Annotated in this window: 24 protein-coding genes, 4 tRNA genes and 1 pseudogene; 18 read left to right on the top strand and 11 right to left on the bottom strand. The window is 66.4% G+C overall.

The genetic code is table 11. The features are described from left to right. Window positions 1–25: 25 nt before the first annotated feature. Window positions 26–628: a DUF2249 domain-containing protein gene (locus AC5Y46_RS21005; protein ID WP_499992832.1), complete on the top strand. Its 603-nt coding sequence runs from the start codon at window positions 26–28 to the stop codon at window positions 626–628. Then, window positions 628–1,434: a class I SAM-dependent methyltransferase gene (locus tag AC5Y46_RS21000; protein WP_499992830.1), complete on the top strand. Its 807-nt coding sequence runs from the start codon at window positions 628–630 to the stop codon at window positions 1,432–1,434. Before AC5Y46_RS21005 ends, AC5Y46_RS21000 begins: the two co-directional genes overlap by 1 nt. Here AC5Y46_RS21000 and AC5Y46_RS20995 read toward each other — a convergent pair. From AC5Y46_RS20995 to pcaH, 3 genes are read right to left on the bottom strand one after another with little or no spacing between them, the layout of a single operon-like run. Continuing rightward, on the bottom strand, window positions 1,431–2,648 hold the full coding sequence (locus tag AC5Y46_RS20995) for a lyase family protein (protein ID WP_499992828.1): 1,218 nt from the start codon (window positions 2,646–2,648) through the stop codon (window positions 1,431–1,433). The two genes, AC5Y46_RS21000 and AC5Y46_RS20995, sit on opposite strands and share 4 nt — an antisense overlap. Then, window positions 2,645–3,214: a protocatechuate 3,4-dioxygenase subunit alpha gene (pcaG, locus tag AC5Y46_RS20990; protein ID WP_499992826.1), complete on the bottom strand. Its 570-nt coding sequence runs from the start codon at window positions 3,212–3,214 to the stop codon at window positions 2,645–2,647. The genes AC5Y46_RS20995 and pcaG overlap by 4 nt, the downstream gene beginning before the upstream one ends. Further along, a complete protein-coding gene (gene pcaH / locus AC5Y46_RS20985; protein ID WP_499992824.1) occupies window positions 3,207–3,959 on the bottom strand; it encodes a protocatechuate 3,4-dioxygenase subunit beta in 753 nt (250 codons plus the stop codon). Before pcaH ends, pcaG begins: the two co-directional genes overlap by 8 nt. 210 nt (window positions 3,960–4,169) lie before the next feature. Here pcaH and AC5Y46_RS20980 point away from each other — a divergent pair, with 210 nt between their 5' ends. Genes AC5Y46_RS20980 through phtC form a run of 5 tightly spaced genes read left to right on the top strand, consistent with a single transcriptional unit; the run spans window position 4,170 to window position 7,718 of the window. Then, complete coding sequence (locus tag AC5Y46_RS20980; RefSeq protein ID WP_499992889.1) at window positions 4,170–5,447, top strand: aromatic ring-hydroxylating dioxygenase subunit alpha; 1,278 nt, start codon at window positions 4,170–4,172, stop codon at window positions 5,445–5,447. After that, window positions 5,444–5,965 carry a 3-phenylpropionate/cinnamic acid dioxygenase subunit beta gene (locus AC5Y46_RS20975; protein ID WP_499992823.1) on the top strand — a complete coding sequence of 174 codons (522 nt, stop codon included), beginning with the start codon at window positions 5,444–5,446 and terminating at the stop codon, window positions 5,963–5,965. Before AC5Y46_RS20980 ends, AC5Y46_RS20975 begins: the two co-directional genes overlap by 4 nt. After that, entirely contained in the window at window positions 5,962–6,213 is a 252-nt protein-coding gene (locus tag AC5Y46_RS20970) for a dihydrodiol dehydrogenase (protein WP_499992822.1), read from the top strand. Before AC5Y46_RS20975 ends, AC5Y46_RS20970 begins: the two co-directional genes overlap by 4 nt. Further along, the gene (gene hcaB, locus AC5Y46_RS20965; protein ID WP_499992821.1) at window positions 6,197–7,003 is read left to right on the top strand and encodes a 3-(cis-5,6-dihydroxycyclohexa-1,3-dien-1-yl)propanoate dehydrogenase; all 807 of its coding nucleotides are present in this window, start codon (window positions 6,197–6,199) and stop codon (window positions 7,001–7,003) included. The genes AC5Y46_RS20970 and hcaB overlap by 17 nt, the downstream gene beginning before the upstream one ends. Further along, window positions 6,996–7,718, top strand: coding sequence for a 3,4-dihydroxyphthalate decarboxylase (gene phtC / locus AC5Y46_RS20960; protein WP_499992819.1), 723 nt, complete (start codon window positions 6,996–6,998; stop codon window positions 7,716–7,718). Before hcaB ends, phtC begins: the two co-directional genes overlap by 8 nt. Here the strand turns inward: phtC and AC5Y46_RS20955 are convergent. Beyond that, a complete protein-coding gene (locus AC5Y46_RS20955) occupies window positions 7,706–8,491 on the bottom strand; it encodes an IclR family transcriptional regulator (protein ID WP_499992817.1) in 786 nt (261 codons plus the stop codon). The genes phtC and AC5Y46_RS20955 overlap by 13 nt on opposite strands. Window positions 8,492–8,693: 202 nt before the next feature. On the opposite strand from AC5Y46_RS20955, the pseudogene AC5Y46_RS20950 reads away from it, so the two are divergent. From AC5Y46_RS20950 to AC5Y46_RS20940, 3 genes and pseudogenes are all read left to right on the top strand, one after another. Further along, window positions 8,694–9,186: pseudogene (locus AC5Y46_RS20950) on the top strand (PPE family protein); the annotation flags it as partial. Further along, entirely contained in the window at window positions 9,186–10,559 is a 1,374-nt protein-coding gene (locus AC5Y46_RS20945) for a beta strand repeat-containing protein (RefSeq protein ID WP_499992887.1), read from the top strand. The pseudogene AC5Y46_RS20950 and the gene AC5Y46_RS20945, both read left to right, overlap by 1 nt. An 80-nt stretch (window positions 10,560–10,639) precedes the next feature. Beyond that, window positions 10,640–11,299 (top strand): DedA family protein, encoded by a 660-nt coding sequence (locus AC5Y46_RS20940; RefSeq protein ID WP_499946710.1) that lies wholly within the window; start codon window positions 10,640–10,642, stop codon window positions 11,297–11,299. A gap of 1 nt (window position 11,300) precedes the next feature. Here AC5Y46_RS20940 and AC5Y46_RS20935 read toward each other — a convergent pair whose 3' ends face one another. Further along, entirely contained in the window at window positions 11,301–11,918 is a 618-nt protein-coding gene (locus tag AC5Y46_RS20935) for a TetR/AcrR family transcriptional regulator (RefSeq protein ID WP_499992814.1), read from the bottom strand. A gap of 158 nt (window positions 11,919–12,076) precedes the next feature. Here AC5Y46_RS20935 and AC5Y46_RS20930 point away from each other — a divergent pair, with 158 nt between their 5' ends. Further along, window positions 12,077–12,496: an anti-sigma factor antagonist gene (locus AC5Y46_RS20930; RefSeq protein ID WP_499992812.1), complete on the top strand. Its 420-nt coding sequence runs from the start codon at window positions 12,077–12,079 to the stop codon at window positions 12,494–12,496. A 9-nt stretch (window positions 12,497–12,505) separates the two neighbouring features. Here AC5Y46_RS20930 and AC5Y46_RS20925 read toward each other — a convergent pair whose 3' ends face one another. Continuing rightward, on the bottom strand, window positions 12,506–13,150 hold the full coding sequence (locus AC5Y46_RS20925) for a TetR/AcrR family transcriptional regulator (protein WP_499946713.1): 645 nt from the start codon (window positions 13,148–13,150) through the stop codon (window positions 12,506–12,508). Between the two features lie 151 nt (window positions 13,151–13,301). On the opposite strand from AC5Y46_RS20925, the gene AC5Y46_RS20920 reads away from it, so the two are divergent. Further along, window positions 13,302–14,408 carry a glutamate--cysteine ligase 2 gene (locus tag AC5Y46_RS20920; RefSeq protein ID WP_499946714.1) on the top strand — a complete coding sequence of 369 codons (1,107 nt, stop codon included), beginning with the start codon at window positions 13,302–13,304 and terminating at the stop codon, window positions 14,406–14,408. Between the two features lie 7 nt (window positions 14,409–14,415). Here AC5Y46_RS20920 and AC5Y46_RS20915 read toward each other — a convergent pair whose 3' ends face one another. The 5 genes from AC5Y46_RS20915 to AC5Y46_RS20895 all read right to left on the bottom strand — a co-directional run bounded on the left by AC5Y46_RS20915 (window position 14,416) and on the right by AC5Y46_RS20895 (window position 17,281). Next, complete coding sequence (locus AC5Y46_RS20915; protein WP_499992885.1) at window positions 14,416–15,183, bottom strand: sulfite exporter TauE/SafE family protein; 768 nt, start codon at window positions 15,181–15,183, stop codon at window positions 14,416–14,418. Between the two features lie 108 nt (window positions 15,184–15,291). After that, the gene (locus AC5Y46_RS20910) at window positions 15,292–16,158 is read right to left on the bottom strand and encodes a hypothetical protein (protein ID WP_499946715.1); all 867 of its coding nucleotides are present in this window, start codon (window positions 16,156–16,158) and stop codon (window positions 15,292–15,294) included. A 121-nt stretch (window positions 16,159–16,279) separates the two neighbouring features. Beyond that, window positions 16,280–16,570, bottom strand: coding sequence for a hypothetical protein (locus tag AC5Y46_RS20905; protein ID WP_499946716.1), 291 nt, complete (start codon window positions 16,568–16,570; stop codon window positions 16,280–16,282). 3 nt (window positions 16,571–16,573) lie between these two features. Further along, window positions 16,574–16,867 (bottom strand): putative quinol monooxygenase, encoded by a 294-nt coding sequence (locus tag AC5Y46_RS20900; RefSeq protein WP_499946717.1) that lies wholly within the window; start codon window positions 16,865–16,867, stop codon window positions 16,574–16,576. Window positions 16,868–17,206: 339 nt separating this feature from the next. Then, window positions 17,207–17,281 (bottom strand) — tRNA-Val (locus tag AC5Y46_RS20895). Between the two features lie 179 nt (window positions 17,282–17,460). Here AC5Y46_RS20895 and AC5Y46_RS20890 point away from each other — a divergent pair. The 6 genes from AC5Y46_RS20890 to AC5Y46_RS20865 all read left to right on the top strand — a co-directional run bounded on the left by AC5Y46_RS20890 (window position 17,461) and on the right by AC5Y46_RS20865 (window position 18,953). Further along, window positions 17,461–17,533, top strand: a tRNA-Gly gene (locus AC5Y46_RS20890). Between the two features lie 28 nt (window positions 17,534–17,561). After that, a tRNA-Cys gene (locus tag AC5Y46_RS20885) sits at window positions 17,562–17,635 on the top strand. A gap of 16 nt (window positions 17,636–17,651) precedes the next feature. Then, window positions 17,652–17,726: transfer RNA gene (locus AC5Y46_RS20880), tRNA-Val, on the top strand. 98 nt (window positions 17,727–17,824) lie between these two features. Further along, window positions 17,825–18,094 (top strand): hypothetical protein, encoded by a 270-nt coding sequence (locus AC5Y46_RS20875; RefSeq protein WP_499992800.1) that lies wholly within the window; start codon window positions 17,825–17,827, stop codon window positions 18,092–18,094. Between the two features lie 236 nt (window positions 18,095–18,330). Further along, window positions 18,331–18,630 carry a hypothetical protein gene (locus tag AC5Y46_RS20870; RefSeq protein WP_499992799.1) on the top strand — a complete coding sequence of 100 codons (300 nt, stop codon included), beginning with the start codon at window positions 18,331–18,333 and terminating at the stop codon, window positions 18,628–18,630. Continuing rightward, window positions 18,627–18,953, top strand: coding sequence for a hypothetical protein (locus AC5Y46_RS20865; protein WP_499992797.1), 327 nt, complete (start codon window positions 18,627–18,629; stop codon window positions 18,951–18,953). The genes AC5Y46_RS20870 and AC5Y46_RS20865 overlap by 4 nt, the downstream gene beginning before the upstream one ends. Window positions 18,954–18,968 lie beyond the last annotated feature (15 nt).

Raw genomic sequence — 18,968 nt, 5'->3', positions numbered from 1 at the left:
TATAAACTAGAGGTTGGGAATAACTATGGCCGACAACGAACTTGACGTCCGAGCGCTACGCAAGCCGGACAAGCATCCCACCATTTTCGCCACCTACAACGCGCTTTCGCCCGGTCAGTCGTTCGTGTTGGTCAACAACCACGATCCCAAACACCTACGATCCGAGTTCGACGCCGAATACCCCGGCAGTTACGGCTGGGAGTACCTGGACAAAGGGCCGCAGGTCTGGCGCATCAGGATCAGCAAGCGCACCACCACTCCCCTGCCCCGGGTGCTGGCCGACACGTCCGACCTGGCCGCGCAGACAACACCCGACGTGACCGGGGCGGTGTGGAAACTCGAGATGCGCGAGCGTGATCTGGACGCCAACATCATCGCGCTCGGACCGGAAGGCAGAATCGACGCACATACTGGACCCGATCTGGACGTCCTGATCCATGTGCTGTCCGGCGAAGGCCGGTTGACCACCGAGGAGGGCATCATCGACCTCTACCCGGGCGCCATACTCTGGCTGCCACGACGCTCCCGGCGGCAGTTCGCCGCCGGCCCGGCCGGGCTGCGCTATCTCACCGTGCACAAGCGGCGCCCGGCGCTGGTTCTGGAGCCGCCAGCGCGGCAGGCAATCTGATGGCGGACAAGAAGGAGCCGCTGCCGTCGTCGAAGCGCGACGACGAACACGTGCAGGGACACTGGCTGCTGGCGCGGCTCGGCAAGCGGGTGTTGCGGCCCGGGGGCGTCGAACTCACCCGCACGTTGCTGGCCCGCGCCGATGTCACCGACGCCGACGTCGTCGAGCTGGCACCGGGGCTGGGCCGCACCGCTGCGGAGATCATCGCCCGCAACCCGCGGTCCTATGTCGGCGCGGAAGGTGACGCCGACGCGGCCAACCACGTGCGCACCGTGCTGGGCGGCAGAGGCGAGGTCCGCGTCACCGACGCCGCCGAAACCGGCCTGCCCGACGCCAGCGCCGACGTCGTCATCGGCGAGGCGATGCTGACCATGCAGGGCGATTCGGCCAAGCACGCCATCGTGGCCGAGGCGGCGCGGGTGCTGCGACCGGGCGGCCGCTACGCGATCCACGAACTGGCACTGACTCCCGACGACGTCCCCGCCGAGATCAGCACCGAGGTCCGCCAGTCGCTGGCGCGCGCGATCAAGGTCAACGCGCGCCCGCTGACCATTGCCGAGTGGACTGAGCTGCTCGCCGGGCACGGGCTGGTGGTCGAAAACGTCGCCACCGCACCGATGGCACTGCTGCAGCCCCGCCGGATAATTTCCGACGAAGGGCCGTTGGGCGCCTTGCGGTTCGCCAAGAACGTGCTGACCCAACCCGACGCGCGCAAGCGAGTCCTGATGATGCGCAGCACTTTTCGCCGGCACCGCGAGCGCCTGGCCGCGGTCGCGATCGTCGCGTGCAAGCCCGGCCGGGCTTAACCGGTCAGCGTCCGCCGGGCGCGCTCGACGCTCTGCTCGATCAGCCGGTCGACGGCACCCAGGTAGCTCGCCGACGGCGCGTTCCCGGTGAGTTCGGCGATGGTCCGTTGTTCGCCGAGAACGTCTGCGCCGCCGAGGTTTTCGGCCATGGCAGCAGTGTGCACCCGCAGACCGTCCAGCAACTCCGCACACTGGGATCCGGCGACGACGGTCCGGCGCGCCAGGGTCCGCAGGGTGTCCCATTCGGCATGCCACGAGCCGTCCGGGCGTTCGTCGTTGGCCAGAGCCGCGGCGGTGTGCAGGGTGGCGGCCAACGGGGGCGCGGTGAGCGCGGCACGCCGAATCAGGATGGACAGCACGGGATTGCGTTTGTGCGGCATCGACGACGAGCCGCCCCGCCGGTCACCGGCCGGTTCGCTGAGTTCGGCGATCTCGGGACGCGCGAGGGTGAGGACGTCGGCGGCGATGCGGCCCCAGCAGTCGGTGCACGCGACCAGTGCGTCGCCGACGGCGGCGACCGGCGTCCGGGTGGTGTGCCAGGGCGGGCGGTAGGTCAGTCCCAAAGTAGCGGCGGCACTGCGGGCTACCTGTTCGGCCAGCTGCGCAGGATCGGTTGTGGCGGTGCGCAGCGTGGCCAGTTCGACCGTGGCCGACCATGTCCCGACGGCCCCGCCGAACTGGGCCGGGATGGCCAGCGTGCCGAATCGGGCATAGGCGTCGACGACGCCGTCCAGCCAGCCCGCGACCTTGGCGCCGAACGTGGTCGGCGCGGCGTGCTGGGTCAGGGTGCGCGCGAGCATCGGGGTGGCGCGATGGCTTTCAGCCAGCGCCGACAGTGCCCAGATCTGTTGGGCCAGTAGCTCGGTCACTTTGCCGATGACGTCGCGGGTGGCCAGCATCAGCGCGGTGTCGACGACGTCCTGGCTGGTGAGGCCGCGGTGGATCCACGGAGCCACCACCGGGACCGCCCGCTGGCGCAACAGCGCCACCAGCCCGATCACCGGGTTGCCGCCGTCCTCGGCCGTCACCGCAAGTTGTTCGCAGTCGTGCTCGAGGACCAGATGCGCAAGGTCGGCACCCGCGACCGGAGCCAGACCGGCAGCGGCCAGCGCGTTCAGCCATGCCGATTCGACCGCGACCATCGACCGCAGCAAGGTGTGGTCGGTCATGTACATCCCGGCCCGCTCGTCGCCGGGCCACAACAGGTTGGTCATCGCCGGCCTTCCTCGTACGCCAGGAACACCGTCTCGCCAGGACCTTGGAGACGGATGTCGAAGCGGAATCGTCTTCCCGCGCCGTCGGTTTCGTCGATGCACAACAGGGTGGTCCGGCGAACCGCGGCCACGGCGGACAGTGCCGGCTCGCTGCCCAGATCGGTGCCGGGCAGGTAGGCGCGAGTGAACAACCGGTGCAACAGCCCCCGCGCGAACACGGCGACCGTGAAGAACGCCGGTCGCTGCGGATCCGTCGAACCCGGAGCGACCGTGGTGAAGGAGTAATGCCCGTCGGCGTCGGTCGCTGCCCTGCCCCACCCGGTGAACGTCCAACCGTCGCGCCGCAACGAACCGGAAGCCCGCGGAATCCGGCCGGCGCTGTCGGGCTGCCAGATCTCGACCAAGGCATCGGGCACCACCACGCCCGCCCCGTCGTAGACGGTGCCGTGCAACTCGAGCGCGCCGGGAAACTCCGCGCCCACCAACTGGCTGTCCCGCGAGAACGACGTCCCGATGCTGAAGAACGGACCGACGGTCTGCCCTGGAGTGCAAGCCATTTCACTCATCGTGGGCACCGTCGCTCAGCACGATGTCCCAGCGGTAGCCGGTGGCGTATTCGGGTTCGGTGACGTCGTGGTCGTAGTGCGCGACGAGCCGTTGTCGCGCAATAGGATCGACGATCGACTGGTAGATGGGGTCCAGCGCGAACAGCGGGTCACCGGGAAAGTACATCTGGGTGACCAAGCGTTGCGTGAATGCGGTGCCGAAGACCGAGAAATGGATGTGTGCGGGCCGCCACGCATTGAGGTGGTTGCGCCACGGGTAGGGGCCGGGCTTGACGGTCTTGAACCGGTACGAGCCGTCGGGTCCGGTGAGGCAGCGTCCGGCGCCGGTGAAGTTGGGGTCGAGCGGCGCGGGGTGCAGGTCGCGCTGATGGCGGTAGCGGCCGGCAGCGTTGGCTTGCCAGATCTCCACCAGCTGACCGGCCACCGGGCGGCCCTGTCGGTCCAGCACCCGTCCGGTCACGATGACCCGTTCCCCGATCGGCTCACCGGGGTGACCGGCCGTCAGATCGGCGTCGAGCGGGTGGACATCCTGATGGCCGAAGCACGGTGCCCAGCGTTCGATCTCCTCGGGGTCGACCGTCAGCACCGGATTCTTCGGATGCCGCAGGATGCTGCTGCGGTACGGCGGGTAGTCCAGGCGCGGCTGTGTTTCCGGACCACCCACGCGCGCGTAACCGGTCGCGATCGCGGCGATCTCCGCCGAGACGTCGCGCTGCGACGAGACGCGCTCCGGTGCGGCGTTCACCAGCGTGAGGCTACGCCGCCCCTTCTCGTTGACTCTGCGCACAGGGCGACAAAGTGCGAGTAGACACCGCCTTCAGCGCAGAGTCAACGAGCCGGGTGCGGGTTTCTCTCTTTCTAGCGGAGTTATTCTCTGTAGAGCAGACGCCAGTACTGGGAGATTCCGGTGACCACTCTTGTAGACGACAGCCTCTTCGAGGATGTGCGCCGCGGCATGATCCCCGCCCACATCTACAACGACAAAGACCTGTTCATGCTGGAGAAGCAGCGGTTGTTCAGTCGGGCGTGGATGTTCGTGGCCCACGAGTCGGAGATACCGCAGGACGGCGACTACGTGGTACGCCGGGTACTCGACGATTCGTTCATCATCACCCGCGACTCCGACGGGCGGGTACGCGCTCTGTTCAATATGTGTCTGCACCGCGGCATGCAGGTGTGCCGCGCGGAGATGGGCAACGCATCCAATTTCCGTTGCCCCTACCACGGCTGGACCTACCGCAACGACGGACGGCTCACCGGTTTACCGTTCCACCGGGAGGCCTACGGCGGTGACGACGGGTTTCCGAAGAACCAAACGCTGCTGCCCGCACCGAATTTGGCGATCTACAACGGGTTGATCTTCGTCAGCCTGGACCCGCACGCGCAGCCCCTGACCGACTTCCTCGGCGATTTCGCTTTCTATCTGGATTTCTACACCCGGCAAAGCGCGCACGGGCTGGAGGTTCGGGGTCCGCAACGGTGGCGGATCAAAGCGAACTGGAAGATCGGCGCGGAGAATTTCTCCGGCGACATGTACCACACCCCGCATACGCACGCGTCGATCGTCGACATCGGACTATTCCGCGAACCGAAGGCGCAGAAACGCAAGGACGGCGCCACGTACTGGGCGCACCGGGGCGGCGGCACCACCTACAAACTGCCACCCGGTGACTTCGGCGAACGCATGCGCTACGTGGGCTATCCCGACGAGATGATCGGCCGCATCAAACAGGTCTGGTCGCCCCGGCAGCAGCAGGTGATCGCCGAGGACGGCTTCATGTTCTCGGCGGCGACCTGCTTTCCCAACCTGAGCTTCGTGCACAACTGGCCGAAACTTCCCGGCAGCGAACAGGTGCTGCCGTTCATCTCGATCCGGCAGTGGCAGCCGATCAGCGAGAACGAAACCGAGGTCTGCTCGTGGTTCGCGGTGGACGCGGCGGCACCGGAGCAGTTCAAGAAGGATTCCTACAAGGCCTACCTGATGTGCTTCGGGTCCACCGGCATGTTCGAGCAGGACGACGTGGAGAACTGGGTGTCGCTGACCACCACCGCGGGCGGTTCGATGGCACGGCGGCTGCTGCTGAACAGCCGGATGGGACTGCTCGCCGACGACCGTCCGGTGATCGACGCGCTGCCGTCGGACTCGTTCCACGGCCCCGGCCGCGCCCAGGTCGGTTACAACGAATACAACCAGCGCGAGTTGCTCAAACTCTGGGCGGAGCACCTGCGATGAGAAAACCTCTGCCATTCAACGATATTCGCCATCTACAGGCTCATCAGTTCCTGGTGGACGAGGCCTACCTGCTGGACGCGCAGCACTACGAGGCGTGGCTGGACACCATGACCGACGACATCCGGTACGTGATGCCGGTGCGCGTGACGACCGCCCGCGGCGCGGGGTTCGACACCTCCCCCGGCATGGATCACTTCGACGAGGACATGTACTCGTTGCGCCAGCGCGTCGCGCGGATGGGCACCGAACACGTCTGGGCCGAGGACCCGCCGTCACGGCTGCGGCACTTCATCACCAACGTGCGCACATTCGATGACGATGCAGGCCAGCTACTTGTGGAGTCCGCGGAACTGCTGTTCCGCAGCCGCGGCGACGTCAACGAGAGCGCACTGCTGTCCTGCAGCCGGGAGGACCTGCTGCGTTGGGACGACGACATCGAGGCCTGGAAGTTGGCCCGCCGCACGATCATTGCCGACGAGTCGGTGCTGCGCATGCAGAATCTGGCGGTGTTCCTGTGAAGCCCGTCGGCGAGCCAATCAGCGTGGCAAACGAATTCACCGAAGTCGTGGTCCAGCGCGTGGAAACCCGCAACGGATCACGACTGCTGATCACCGCGCCCCGAACCGGCCAGTGGATCACCCTGGACGCACTCGAAGTCGAGGCGCTGACCTGGCAGAACCCCCGTACGCTGGCGGCCATGGTCGGCAACTCGAACGCGCCACTGCTGCCCGAGGAGCCGGAGAGCGACGATGACCGGTTGGCTTGACGGCAAGCGCGCGCTGGTGGTGGGCGCCGGGTCCGGGATCGGCCGGGCGGTAGTCGACGCTTTTCTCGCCGAGGGCGCACAAGTGGCTGTGCTGGAACGGGATCCGGACAAGTGCGGGCGGCTGCGCGACGAGCTTCCCGGAACCGAGGTGATCCACGGCGACGCCACCGTTCGCGAAGCCAACGACCGCGCGGTGGCCGCCGCGGTGCACCGCTACGGTGGGCTCGACACCCTGGTCAACTGTGTCGGGGTATTCGACTTCTACCAAGGAATCGACGACATCGGCGCCGACGAGTTGTCCGCCGCGTTCGACGAGATGTTCCGCACCAACGTGCTCAGTCACCTGCAATCGGTCAAAGCCGCACTTCCGTGCCTGCGGGCGCAGCACGGCGCGTCGATCGTCCTGACCGAGTCCACCTCGGCCTACTATGCCGGCCGCGGCGGTGTGCTCTATGTCCCTTCGAAATTCGCGGTGCGCGGGTTGGTGACGGCACTGGCTCACGAGTTGGCCCCGCAGATCCGGGTCAACGGGGTCGCGCCGGGCGGGACGCTGAACACCGACCTGCGCGGGCTGGCCAGTCTCGGTCTCGCCGATGTCCGCCTCGACGACTCCCCCGGCCGGGCAACCGATCTGGCCGCGCGCACGCCGTTGCGGGTCGCCCTGTCCGGAGCAGACCATGCCTGGAGCTATGTGTTCCTGGCCTCCGACCGGTCCCGCGGGATCAGCGGCCAGACCATCCACCCCGACGGCGGGTTCGGGATCGGAGACCGTCGGGGCCGAGATGCTTGACCAGCAGCGCGCCCTGGTGGCCCAGGCCTGCCGGGTGGCCGCGGCCCGCGGATTGGTCGACGGCATCCTCGGCCACCTGAGCCTGCGGATCGACGACGACCACCTGCTCGTCCGCTGCCGCAGCGACGACGACGCCGGGGTGGCGTTCACCCGCCCCGACGACGTCCGGCTCGTCACCTTCGACGGAAACGAGGGCGCCCCAGGCGAACTCGACGGCTATCGGGTGCCCAACGAGTTGCCCATCCACCTCGAAACCCTGCTCGCCGACACACGGTACCGGGCCGTCGCGCACCTGCACCCTCCCGCCGTCGTCGCCGCGGATCTCGCCGGCATCGAACTGCGACCCATCTACGGCGCCTACGACATTGCCGGCGCCTGGCTGGCCCGCGGCGGCGTGCCGGTCTACGAACGGGCCGTGCTGATCCGAAACTCGTTGCTGGGCAAGGAAATGGTGGCCGCGATGGGCAACGCGCCGGTGGTCGTTTGCCGCGGCCACGGCATCACCAGCGCCGCGGACAGTGTGCAACGGGCGGTTTTGCAGGCGATCAGTCTCGACGAGCTGGCACGCATGTCCCTGCGGATCCGCTCGGCCGGCGGCACGTTGCGCGACATCCAGGACGCCGACTGGGCCGACCTACCGGACCTCGGGTCCGGCTTTCAGGTGGAGGCCGCCTGGCGGCACGAGGTGGCCCGGCTCACCGGTCAACCCTGCTGATCGCCGATTTCCTTGCCCGCGTTGACAAGTGCGGCGGCCACGGTCGAGTACCTCGACGTCGGCAGGCGGTTCAGCGGCGCCGCGGCGTTCAACGCAAGCAACAGGCCGGGCACGCGGGTGTGGATCGACACCGCGACCGACGCGACGCCCTCCTCGCTCTCTTCGCGGTTGGTTGCGTAGCCGCGCTCCCGGATACGGGACAACTCGGACTCCAGCTTGGCGCGGCTGACGATCGAGCGCGCCGTGACAGCATCCAGTTCTTCTCTCGGAATCAATTGTCGCAGTTCGCTTTCCGGAAGTTGCGCCAGCAACGCCTTGCCCGTCGACGTGCAGTGCGCGGGCATGGAGCGCCCCAATCGCGATGCCACCCGGACCGCTTTCGGACCTTCGACCGCGGCGACGAAACGGACATCGGCACCGTCCAGCGTCCCGATGTGGATGGTCTCGCCCAACTGCTCGCTGAGCACACGCATGACGGGCACGGCGGTGCGCTGAATGTCGATGCGCCCGAAGATGGCGAAGGCCACACTCGTCAAGGCCGCTCCGGGCAGATATGCCTTGGACTCTGGATCCTGTCGGACGAAGCCGCGGTAGGTCAGCATCGCCAACAGCCGGTGCGCGGTGGACGAGGCGACGCCGAGGTAGCGGGTCGCCTCGCTCAATCGGATCTGTGGTCGTTCACCGAAGAGCAACAGCAGCCGCAGGGCGTTGTCGACTGACTCGATCGGATATTGCGGCGCAAGCGAATCGGAGGCCGGCCCCTGCCGTTTCATGACAGTGACGCTACTCGGCGTGCCCCCGGGAACACCCGGAACGAAGCTTCTAGCCGAAAACCGCATATGGCGCGCAAATGACAGCTACGGTTTCCGCAGCGTCGCGTTGCCCGGTGGTCGGGGAAATCATGGCTGGTAGGCAACGCGGCGCGCTCTTGTGCTGGTCCTCTGGCCTTGACCAGCCAGCTGAAAGGACCAACTCGTGAGCTATTTCGTCTTGCCTCCGGAAATCAATTCGCTGCGGATGTTCGTCGGGGCCGGTTCGGCGCCGATGCTGGAGGCCGCCGCAGCGTGGTCCGGCCTGGCCGACGAGCTGGGCACGGCCGCGGAGTCGTTCGCCTCGGTGACCTCGGGGCTGGTAGAGCAGGCATGGCAGGGACCGGCGGCGCGCGCAATGGGGGCCGCGGCGGCACCGTATACGGGGTGGCTGAGCGCGGCAGCGGCCCGCGCGGCCGGGGCGGCCAGCCAGGCTGGGGCAGTGGCGAGCGCATTCGAGGCGGCTCGAGCAGCGACCGTGCTTCCCGAGGTCGTAGCCGCCAACCGCAACGCGTTCGTGCAGCTGGTGCTCTCGAACCTGTTCGGGCAGAACGCGCCGGCCATCGCGGCCGCCGAGAGCATCTACGAAGAATTCTGGGCCGCCGACGTGGCCGCGCTGGTCGGCTACCACGGCGGCGCGCAAGCCGCGGCGTCGCAACTGGCGTCCTGGCAGGACGCACTCAACGGTCTCACGACGCTGAACACCAGCATCGGCAATACGGGCGTGTGGAATCTGGGCATCGGCAACCTGGGCGACCGCAACCTGGGCAGCGGCAACTGGGGCAGCGCCAACTTCGGCAGCGGAAACGACGGCAACGCGAACTTCGGCAGCGGCAACCTGGGCAGCGCCAATCTGGGCAGCGGGAACTGGGGTAACGCGAACTTCGGCAGCGGCAACGCCGGCTACACCAACTTCGGCAGTGGCAACGTCGGCAATCTCAACTTCGGCAGCGGCAACGGGCACTGGGACCAGTATTCGGGTTTCTCCCACAACGGAAATATCGGTAGCGGAAACTGGGGCGACAACAACCGCGGCTTCGGAAACTTCGGGAACACCAACTTCGGCAGCGGCAACCGGGGCTCTTTCAATCTGGGCAGCGGCAATATAGGCGACAACAACGTCGGCTTCGGCAATATCGGCACGGCCAATTTCGGCTTCGGCAATCACGGCACCAACAACGTCGGCTTCGGCCTCAGCGGCGACAACCAGGTCGGAATTGGCGCACTGAACACCGGATTGGGCAATCTCGGATTCGGCAACACCGGCAACAACAACATCGGCTTGTTCAATTCGGGCGACAACAACGTCGGCTTCTTCAATTCAGGCAACGGCAACTTCGGCTTCGGCAACGCGGGTAGCACCAACACCGGCTTCTGGAACGCCGGGTCGGTCAACACCGGTTTTGCGAACGGCGGTGACTACAACTTCGGAAGCGGCAACGCCGGCAGCCAGAATGTGGGGTTCGGTAACGCTCTCTTCGGCAACGTGGGCTTCGGAAATTCGACGTCGGGCAGCACCGGGGCCTTCAACAGCGGTTATTTCGGCGAGTACGACCCCGGGAACCACTTCGACACCGGACTCGGAAACAACACGGGTTTCTTCAACTCGGGTTACTTCAACACAGGCATGTTCAACTCGGGCAGCGTCAATACCGGTCTTTTCAACTCAGGCAACTTCATCACCGGTTCCGGGCACTCGGACACTCCGGTCGGAGTAGTCAATTCGGGATTCGGCACATCGGGAACGTACGTTTCCGGCTTCTTCAATTCCGGCAGCGCCACCTCCGGCTTCTACAACGCCTCCCAGCAGCCGTTCTACGGTTTGACGTCGGGCTTCTTCAATAACGCGACGGACCGGGGCCTCGCCGGTTTCAACAACACCGGCGTGGGTTCTGCCGGGTTCTTCAACTCCGGTGATCACGTCGCAGGGTTCTTCAACCCGGGCATTTACAGCTCGGGTGTGAACGTTTCCGGAGTCGGCAGCTCCGGCGGCTGGAACCAGGGCGACAACCAATCGGGCTTCTTCCACTGACCCCCCGCCAAGGTGCGGGTGGCCGCACACTCGGCGACGTTCCCGCGTGCAAACCCCGTCCGTCAGGCATCCTTTAACCCATGGATGTGGGTGCCCTGCTGCAGACAATCCCGCCGCTCGCGGTGTATCTGGTGGTCGGCGGTGTGGTCGGGCTGGAAAGTCTGGGCATTCCGCTGCCCGGGGAGATCGTGTTGGTCAGCGCCGCGTTGATGTCGTCGCATCACGAGCTGGCGGTCAACCCGGTCGGTGTCGGGGCGGCCGCGGTCATCGGCGCGGTCGTCGGCGACTCGATCGGCTATTCGATCGGTCGCCGGTTCGGAATGCCGTTGTTCGACCGCCTCGGCCGCCGCTTCCCGAAGCACTTCGGCCCCGGTCACGTGGCCCTGGCCGAGCGAACGTTCAACCGGTGGGGTGTGCGTGCGGTCTTCTTCGGCCGGTTCATCGCGCTGTTGCGGATCTTCGCCGGGCCGTTGGCGGGCGCGTTGAAAATGCCGTACCGGCGCTTTCTGGCGGCCAACGTCGCCGGCGGCATCTGCTGGGCCGGTGGCACCACCGCGCTGGTCTACAAGGCAGGCGAAGCCGCCGAGAAATACATGTCCCGGTTCTCCTGGATAGCGCTGGTCGTTGCCGTCATCTGCGGTGTCACCGCCTCGATCCTGCTGCGCCAACGCACCGCGAAGGCGATCGCCGAACTCGAGGCAGAGCACTACCGCAAGACCGACACGGCCGCCGCGTCCTGAGTCAGCCGACCGCCTCATCCGCCGCTGGACGGTGCTGCTCGATCAGAACGCGGGCCATCGCCTTGGCGCGGTGAGCGGCATCGGGGTCGCCGACCGCGGCGAGGATGATGGCGCCCTTCATCAGGATGTGCCACGACCAGGCGAAGTCCTCGACGTCGAGTAACCCCGCCGCCACGGCGCGTTCCCGCACGATCTGGCGGACGTTGTCGATGTGGGAGATGCTGGCCTGCCCGGCGGGATGCTCGGGACCCAGCTCGAGCAGCACGTTGATGAACGAGCAGCCCTCGTAACCGTCGCGGTTCTGGAACCACTCGTGCAGCACCTCGAAGATGGCCAGCAACTGTTCCTCGGGCGTGCTGCCCAGCTGCGCGGATTTCTGCTCGATCAAACCGTGGGTCCAGACCTCTTCGCGACGCGCCAATACCGCCAGAACCAGGTCGTTCTTGGTGGCGAAGTGACGGTAGAGGGTGGCTTTGGCAACCCCGGCCCGCTCGATGACCTCGTCGGTTCCGACGGCACGTATCCCGCGTCGGCTGAACAGTTGGTAGGCGGCGCCCAAGATTCGCTCGCGGGCGGGCACGGTCGGCGCGGCAGGCCCCGTGACGTCGGGCGTTGTCATGGCCCGCCTTACCATACTCTTAGCCTGCGCCATGTAGACAGACCGCCCTGTCTCGTTATAGAAATGAGACTCACACAAGGCAATAATCTGTCTGTCTTCAGACCGCAGGACGGGCATCCATTCGCGGCGTTCCGACGCCAGTCGATTAGGAGTGCACGATGAGCCTGGTCATTTCAGAGGCGTTTTCCACCCACCTGACGCTCAGTACTCGGCTGGTCTACGAACTCGGCGAACCGCGCAGCACGCTACGCGCGATGACCGACCGCAGCGGCGATGCGGTGATCATCCACGCCGGCGGCGAAATCGACGCGTGCAATGAGCACACGTGGCGTCAGCTGGTGGCCGAGGCGGCCGCCACCGCTACGCCGCCGGGACCTTTCGTTGTCGACGTCGCCGAGGTCGACTTCATGGGGTGCTGCGCGTATGCAGTGCTGGCCGAGGCCGCCGAGCAGTGCCGCGAACGCGGGGTCGAGCTGCGCCTGGTCAGTCCCGCCCCGGTCGTCGCGCGCCTGGTGCGCGCGTGCGGGTTCGATGCCCTGTTACCGATTTACCCGACGGTGGATGACGCGCTGATCTGAGCGACGGTGTTATGCCGCGCCGTTGGCGGCCAACTCCCGACCGGCACTCGTCGGCGGCGGCCCCACTTCCAGCACCGACCGCACCGCAGCGCGCAGATAGTCACGCAAGGTGGGCATGCTGTAGTGCCGCCCGCGCAAGCCGATCCACTTCGGCAGATCGATGATGCAGGTCGCGATCAACTCGACCGCGCCGGAATCGCTGCGCTGCCAAAGACTTTCGGCCAACTGCGACATGACCGCATCGAGTTCGGCCTGCAGGAGTTGCAACTGCTGGGCGATGTCGCCCGGCATGGGCTGGCTCACCACCTCTTCGCGACGCACCGTCATCAGGCAGGCTGACGATCCCGGGAACATCTCGGGGTACAACAACGACGTCTCGGCCGCCGCGTACACCGCGTCCAACGGCTCGCCGTCAAATTCGGCTCGGGCCTCGTCGACCAGACTGGTCAGCAGGTCGAGAAAGCGGCGCTCAGCGCGAGCCCACACCCGGCCGAGCACACCCCCGCGAGATTCGAACGTCCGGTAGATGGCGCCGTTGGAAACACCGGTGGCCTTGGTGAGGGCGCGGATCGTCACCGCTTCGATGCCATCCTGGGCGACCAGGTCCTCCGTCGCATCGAGGACGTCGTCGTGGCCGCGCAACCGGGGACTCACCACTGCTCAATCACTCCTTCGTGGGACTGCATTGCGGCCATTGTCCACAACGGGCCCGATTCCTACAGCGAAATCGCCGACACTCATAAAGTCTTCGGCACGTCGAAGCCCCGAGACTTGCCGCGCCGCGGCGCGGGGGTAGCTTGCGGGAATGAGCCCACAGCGCTCGAACGGCGACCTGCCCACCGTGGGTGTCGAGGAGGAGTTTCTCCTCCTGGACCCGGAGACCGGCGAACCCGCGCCGCGCAACAACGAAGTAGCCATCGAGGCGGGACGCCGGGGCGTCAAGCTGGACCGGGAGCTGAGCAGTTGCCAGGTCGAAGCCACCTCCAGCGTGGCCAGAAACAGCCAGGAGCTGCGCGAAGAACTTGCGGCGCTGCGGCGCACTGCGGTGGAGGCTGCCGACGCCGTCGGGGTCCGGCTGCTGGCGCTGGGCCTGCCCCCGGTGACGCCGCACGAGTTCCCCGTCACCGACTCCGCGCGGTACAAGCAGATCGGTGAGCAGTTCGGGATGGTCGCGCATGAGCAAGGCATCTGCGGGTGCCATGTGCACGTGCAGGTTCCCGATCGGGCGGCCGCGATCCACGCGAGCAACTGGCTGCGGCCGTGGCTGCCGACACTGCTTGCGCTGTCGGCGAATTCGGCGATCTACCGTAATTCCGACACCGGCTACGCGAGCTGGCGCAGCGTGCTGTGGCGGCGTTGGCCGGTTGCGGGTGCACCGCCGTTCTTCGCCTCCCCCGACGAGTACGACCGCACGGTGCGGATGCTGCTCGACACCGGGGTGCTGCTGGATCAGGGCATGGTCTATTGGGATGTGCGGCCGTCGGCGAATTTCCCGACGGTCGAGGTCCGTGTCGCCGACGTGCCGGCGACGGTCGCCGAGACGGTGTTGCAGGCCACGCTGGTGCGGGCGGCGGTGATGACCGCGGTCGACGAACAACCCGACGGTGCCGACCGGCTGCCGCCGGCCGCGTTGCGCGCGGCGTACTGGAAGGCCGCCCACGACGGATTGTCCGGGAACACACTGGATTTGGTGAACGGCCGGGGAGCGGTGCCCGCTCGCGAACAATTGTCCGCACTGGTGGAGCGGGTGCGTCCGGCGTTGGATGCGCTCGGTGAGTACCAGACCGTCGTCGACGAGATCGACCGGGTGACCACGCTGGGCAATGGGGCGATGCGGCAACTGCAGGCGTGGCGGCAGCGCGGTGAGGCGATGGACGTCATCGAGGCGGCGGCCGAGGCCACGCTGGAATGAGCCAGGTTTACAGGGCGAGTAGACGGCACAACCCGATCGAACCGACCACGACGATGGTGGCGCGCAACGCATTCGGCGACAGCCGACGTCCGTAGCGGGCCCCGATCAGACCCCCGACCAGCGATCCCGCAGCGATCAACCCGGCGACCGGCCAGCTGATCCGGTCCCAGGCCACCAGCGTATACCCAACGGCGGCAACGATATTCACCACCGAGGTGAGCAGGTTCTTGGCGGCGTTCATGCGCTGGACGGATTCCGGCAGTAACGCACCCATCACCCCGACCAACAGGATCCCCTGCGCGGCAGTGAAATAGCCGCCGTAGGCGCCGACGGCAAAGGTGCCGAACAGCAGCGTCGCCGTCTTGGCCCTGGAGAGATGTTCGGCTGACTGGCCCGCGTCCTCGGCCCGTCGCCGCGCCCACGATTGAATCCACGGACCCGTCACGACCAGGATCAAGGCCAGCACCAGCAGCACCGGCACGACCCGGGTGAACTCCTTTTCGGGCAGATGCAGCAGCAGGTAGGCGCCCAGTACCCCCCCGGCCAGCGATGCCGGGATCTGCCAACGCAACCGATCCCATTGCCCGCGCAGTTCGGCGCGGTAGCCCCAGGTGCCCGACACTCCGCCGGCCACCAGCCCGACGGCATTGGACATGGTGGCCGTGACCGGCGGATAGCCGAGCGTCACCAGCATCGGGAACGTGATCAGCGTGCCGGATCCGACGAGGGCGTTGATTGCTCCGGCACCGAGTCCCGCCAGCGCGATGAAGACCATGTGGGACACCGCCACCCTGAGAACCCCACTGGCGTAGTAGCGACACCGGAAAACAGCGGGTGCCCGGGATTCACCCGAGCACCCGCTGCTTCGGTCTGACGGTCGGCGTTACGAACCCAGGTACGGAACGCCCGGCAGGTTGGGGATGTTGTGCCAGTTCGGCAACGGGCCGCCCTGCTGGAACAGCTGGACCGCCGCGTTCTGGCCGTTGGCGTTGGCAACCCATTCGCGGATCGTGAAGTACAGATCCGTACTGGCCCGAGTGGCCAGCTGGGCCGCGACGTCGTACTCGTTCATGTTGGTTCCCGGAACGGGTGTGCCGCCGCGCGGCGTGTGCGGGCCGTCCTTGTTCAGCAGCGTGTGGCACTCCTGGAAGCCGGGCGGCGGACCACCGGCGGGGCAGCCCTCGAGGGGGAACTGCTGCGCGAAATCGATGCTGTAGTAACCGGTGTGCAGGTCGGCGGGGAAGTCGGCCGGGTTGCAGACCGGGAAGATCGGCGGGGCGATCCGGTCCAGTTGGCCGATGGCGATGTTGTCGTCAACCCAGTTGGAATGGGCGTAGAAGTCCTGGAGGGTGTGCAGCAGGGCTCCGAACGCGGCCCGGGCGCCGGGTCCGTCGGCCTCCACGTCGCCGTTGACCACCGACCCGCTCAGGATGATCGGCGAGAAGGTGTCCCAAGCCACCCGGGCCCGGTTGCAGATGTCGACGGGATTGATCGAGTTGTCCAGATGGCGGAACTCGTCGGTGGCGAAGGCGTCACTGCCCAGCGCCCCACCGCCCGGCGGGGGGCCCACCAGGATCTGGTTGACAGCCAGCTGACTGACCTGGTCAGCGGGTAGAGCGTTGCGGGTGATCGTCTCGTGGTACTTGACGTAGAACGCGTGAGCCGTCGGCGTACCGAAGGATACGACGGCAGCGACTGCCGCCAGTATCGCGACGAGGACGCCCAGCGGGTGCCTGCGGGTTAGCGTCATGACAACTCCGTGCTAGTAGGGACTCGGTTTCGTGCGCATTCGTAGACGTTTCCTCATGAACCTTACGAAATCAATAAAGACTCGGCGATATCAGCATCAACGCATCTATTTAGCAAACGCTCTATAGATACGGCAGCGTCGCTGTTCCGTAGGTCTCGGAGGTGTGGGCCAACAGCTCGGCGAACTTGGCTCTCAAGGTCGCCGTGTCGTCGCCGACCGGCTTGTCGCAGAACCTGCACCGCGCAGCGAAGCGGGTCTGCTCGTCCTCGTCCGGCCAGAACCGGCGGGGGCCCACCGCGGCGCCGGGGTCGTACTGGACGGCCTGATGGGCGCTTTCGCGCAGGATCCTGCCGACCGGATGTGCCTGCGGGCATTCGAGTTTCAGCGTTCCGATACCCTCAGAAAAGCTCATCGCCTAGACGTCGCTGGTGAGATAGCGGGTCTTGACCGGCGGCGCGGCAAGCAGCGGCGGCAGCTGCGTGAGCTTGCCCTCCCCCGCCCGGAAGCTGCGGTAAGCCTCGTCGTGATCCACGGACTCCCAGACCTCGTAGATCAGCCAATGCGCTTCGTCTTCTTCGTCCACCCACACGTCGGTCTGCAAATTGCCCTCGAATGCGCGGGTGTCCTGCAGAGCCCGGCCCATCAGCTCTCGGCCCGCTGACACTTCATCGGGCTTGAAGCGCAGTTCGAGAATCACCGTGATCGGCATCGTCGCCTCCCCTGCTGCCGCGTGGCGCGGTCACCAGCGGCATCGTACTTCGCCGGGTGTGGCGCTGGCCCGGGTGCTTGATTCGGCCTACGTCGCAGAGCGGTTACTACCGCCAGCGCGCAAATAACCGATCGGGTTTCGGCCCAGGCGGCCCAGCTCGGCGCAGCATGCTCGGTAGACATTCCCGTGCCTGGTCAGTCCGGGAGTGTTCCAGCGGGACGTTTTCTCTCGCAGAAGAAGCAGGTGACGGTCCGGACGCACCAACCCTGCACAGCCATCGCCGTAACTTGCGCGGGTGACACCCCGACGGCGTGAACAATCGATACAGGCGTGTATCTGTGGTGGTCCCGGCTGGGATCGAACCAGCGACCTTCCGCGTGTGAAGCGGACGCTCTTCCACTGAGCCACGGGACCGGCGCCGAGAGGCGAACGACGTCGAAGATTAGCACGATCCCAACGCGACAGTGCGGGCCGCATACGCCGCGGGGCCGTCCGCGGTGGCCTGGACACGCTCCGTACCAAGGAATTTGTGTGCGCCCGCTCACTGGACTATCGTCGTGCTTCGCACCGGGCGACGATCTCGCTCGTTGCGCGCGGATGTAGCGCAGTTGGTAGCGCATCACCTTGCCAAGGTGAGGGTCGCGGGTTCGAATCCCGTCATCCGCTCGAAGGTGCAAATGGCATCAATCCCAGCGGTGGAGTGGCCGAGTGGTGAGGCAACGGCCTGCAAAGCCGTGCACACGGGTTCGATTCCCGTCTCCACCTCCAAGTTTTGATCCCCCCAGCGCGATTAGCTCAGCGGGAGAGCGCTTCCCTGACACGGAAGAGGTCACTGGTTCAATCCCAGTATCGCGCACCACAATTCAACTGCGGATTCGCCAAGAATCCCAGCCCGCGTGAACTACATGTGAACTGGTGACAGCAAGGCGCTAGCAACCCGATCAAGGAGCTAGCAACATGCCAATCACACTGCCGCACACCTGCGACGCCAGCTGCCGCCCCGAGCCTTGGCAAAACCAAGGACCACGCGTCTACGAGTTCGCCGAATTCCTACGCCGCGTCGACAACGCGCTCAGCCATTACGCCGGCCTCACCCACACCCAATTCCCGGCGTTCGACTTCCACGCCTGCTACTGCGCCAACTTCACACCCGACAACGCGGCACAGGCCGCGCTCAGGATGAACAAAATTCCGTTCAACGACGGGTGGGGAATGATCTCCTACTAGACCCTTTACGCAGTCGCATGTCTCACCCACCAGCAGACCTTCACGTTGAAGGCCGCCCCCGCGCACCACCACGAAGGCAACCGTGTTGCTTAATGCCACGGTTGCCTTCTTTCACTTGGCGGCGTTCGAAACGCGACCAAATGACTGAAGGCGGCTCCCCTGCCAGGGAACCGCCTTCTGACTTCCAAGCCCTCTGCAAAGGGCGAAAGCACCAAACTCACAAGGAGCGTACCTCCATGCGCGAAAACAGCGCAAGCACTCTGTCCACCGTCCCTCTACCGCCCGGTGCGCACACCCTCAGCACGTGGGAGGACTGGGACAACAAGTTCCGCGTCGTCTGGACCCCTGACATCCAGGTCGCGGACATCAGGGTCACCGGGTCGGCGATTCAGCTCCGGGACGGAACGATCGATCCCGGTGGCCAGGAAGCGCCTACGGTCACGGTCGGCGACTCTCAGCTCAATCTCACCCAGGCGCGCCTGTTGGCTGCGGCAATCCTGGGCACCGCCGACCTGATCGAGGGGTGGACGCGATGACCGCCACCCGCACACCGATCGAGCTCGCCGAGCACCGCTGCGCGTTCCCGTGGTGTGCAGGGTCGATCTGGCCGGACTACCACGGTCGCGACGTCACGACGCCCACGACGGGCAGGGACGTCGACGTCGAGGACGGGCTGGCCGTCACGATTATGACCACCTACATCGAGGGTGAAGATCCGCGGCCGCGAATCCTGCTCGGCCTCTACGCACCGGCGGGCGCCGTCGATGTCGACGCTAGTCCGTCGGCCCGCGAGGCCCGGCGGATCGCGATCAGTCTGCTTGAGGCGGCCGACGCGCTGGACGGGTGGGTCGGCCGATGACGAATCATGGGTGCG

The organism is Mycobacterium sp. NGS59 (genome assembly GCF_059812345.1).
This window is presented reverse-complemented; position numbering and strand designations above follow the sequence as displayed.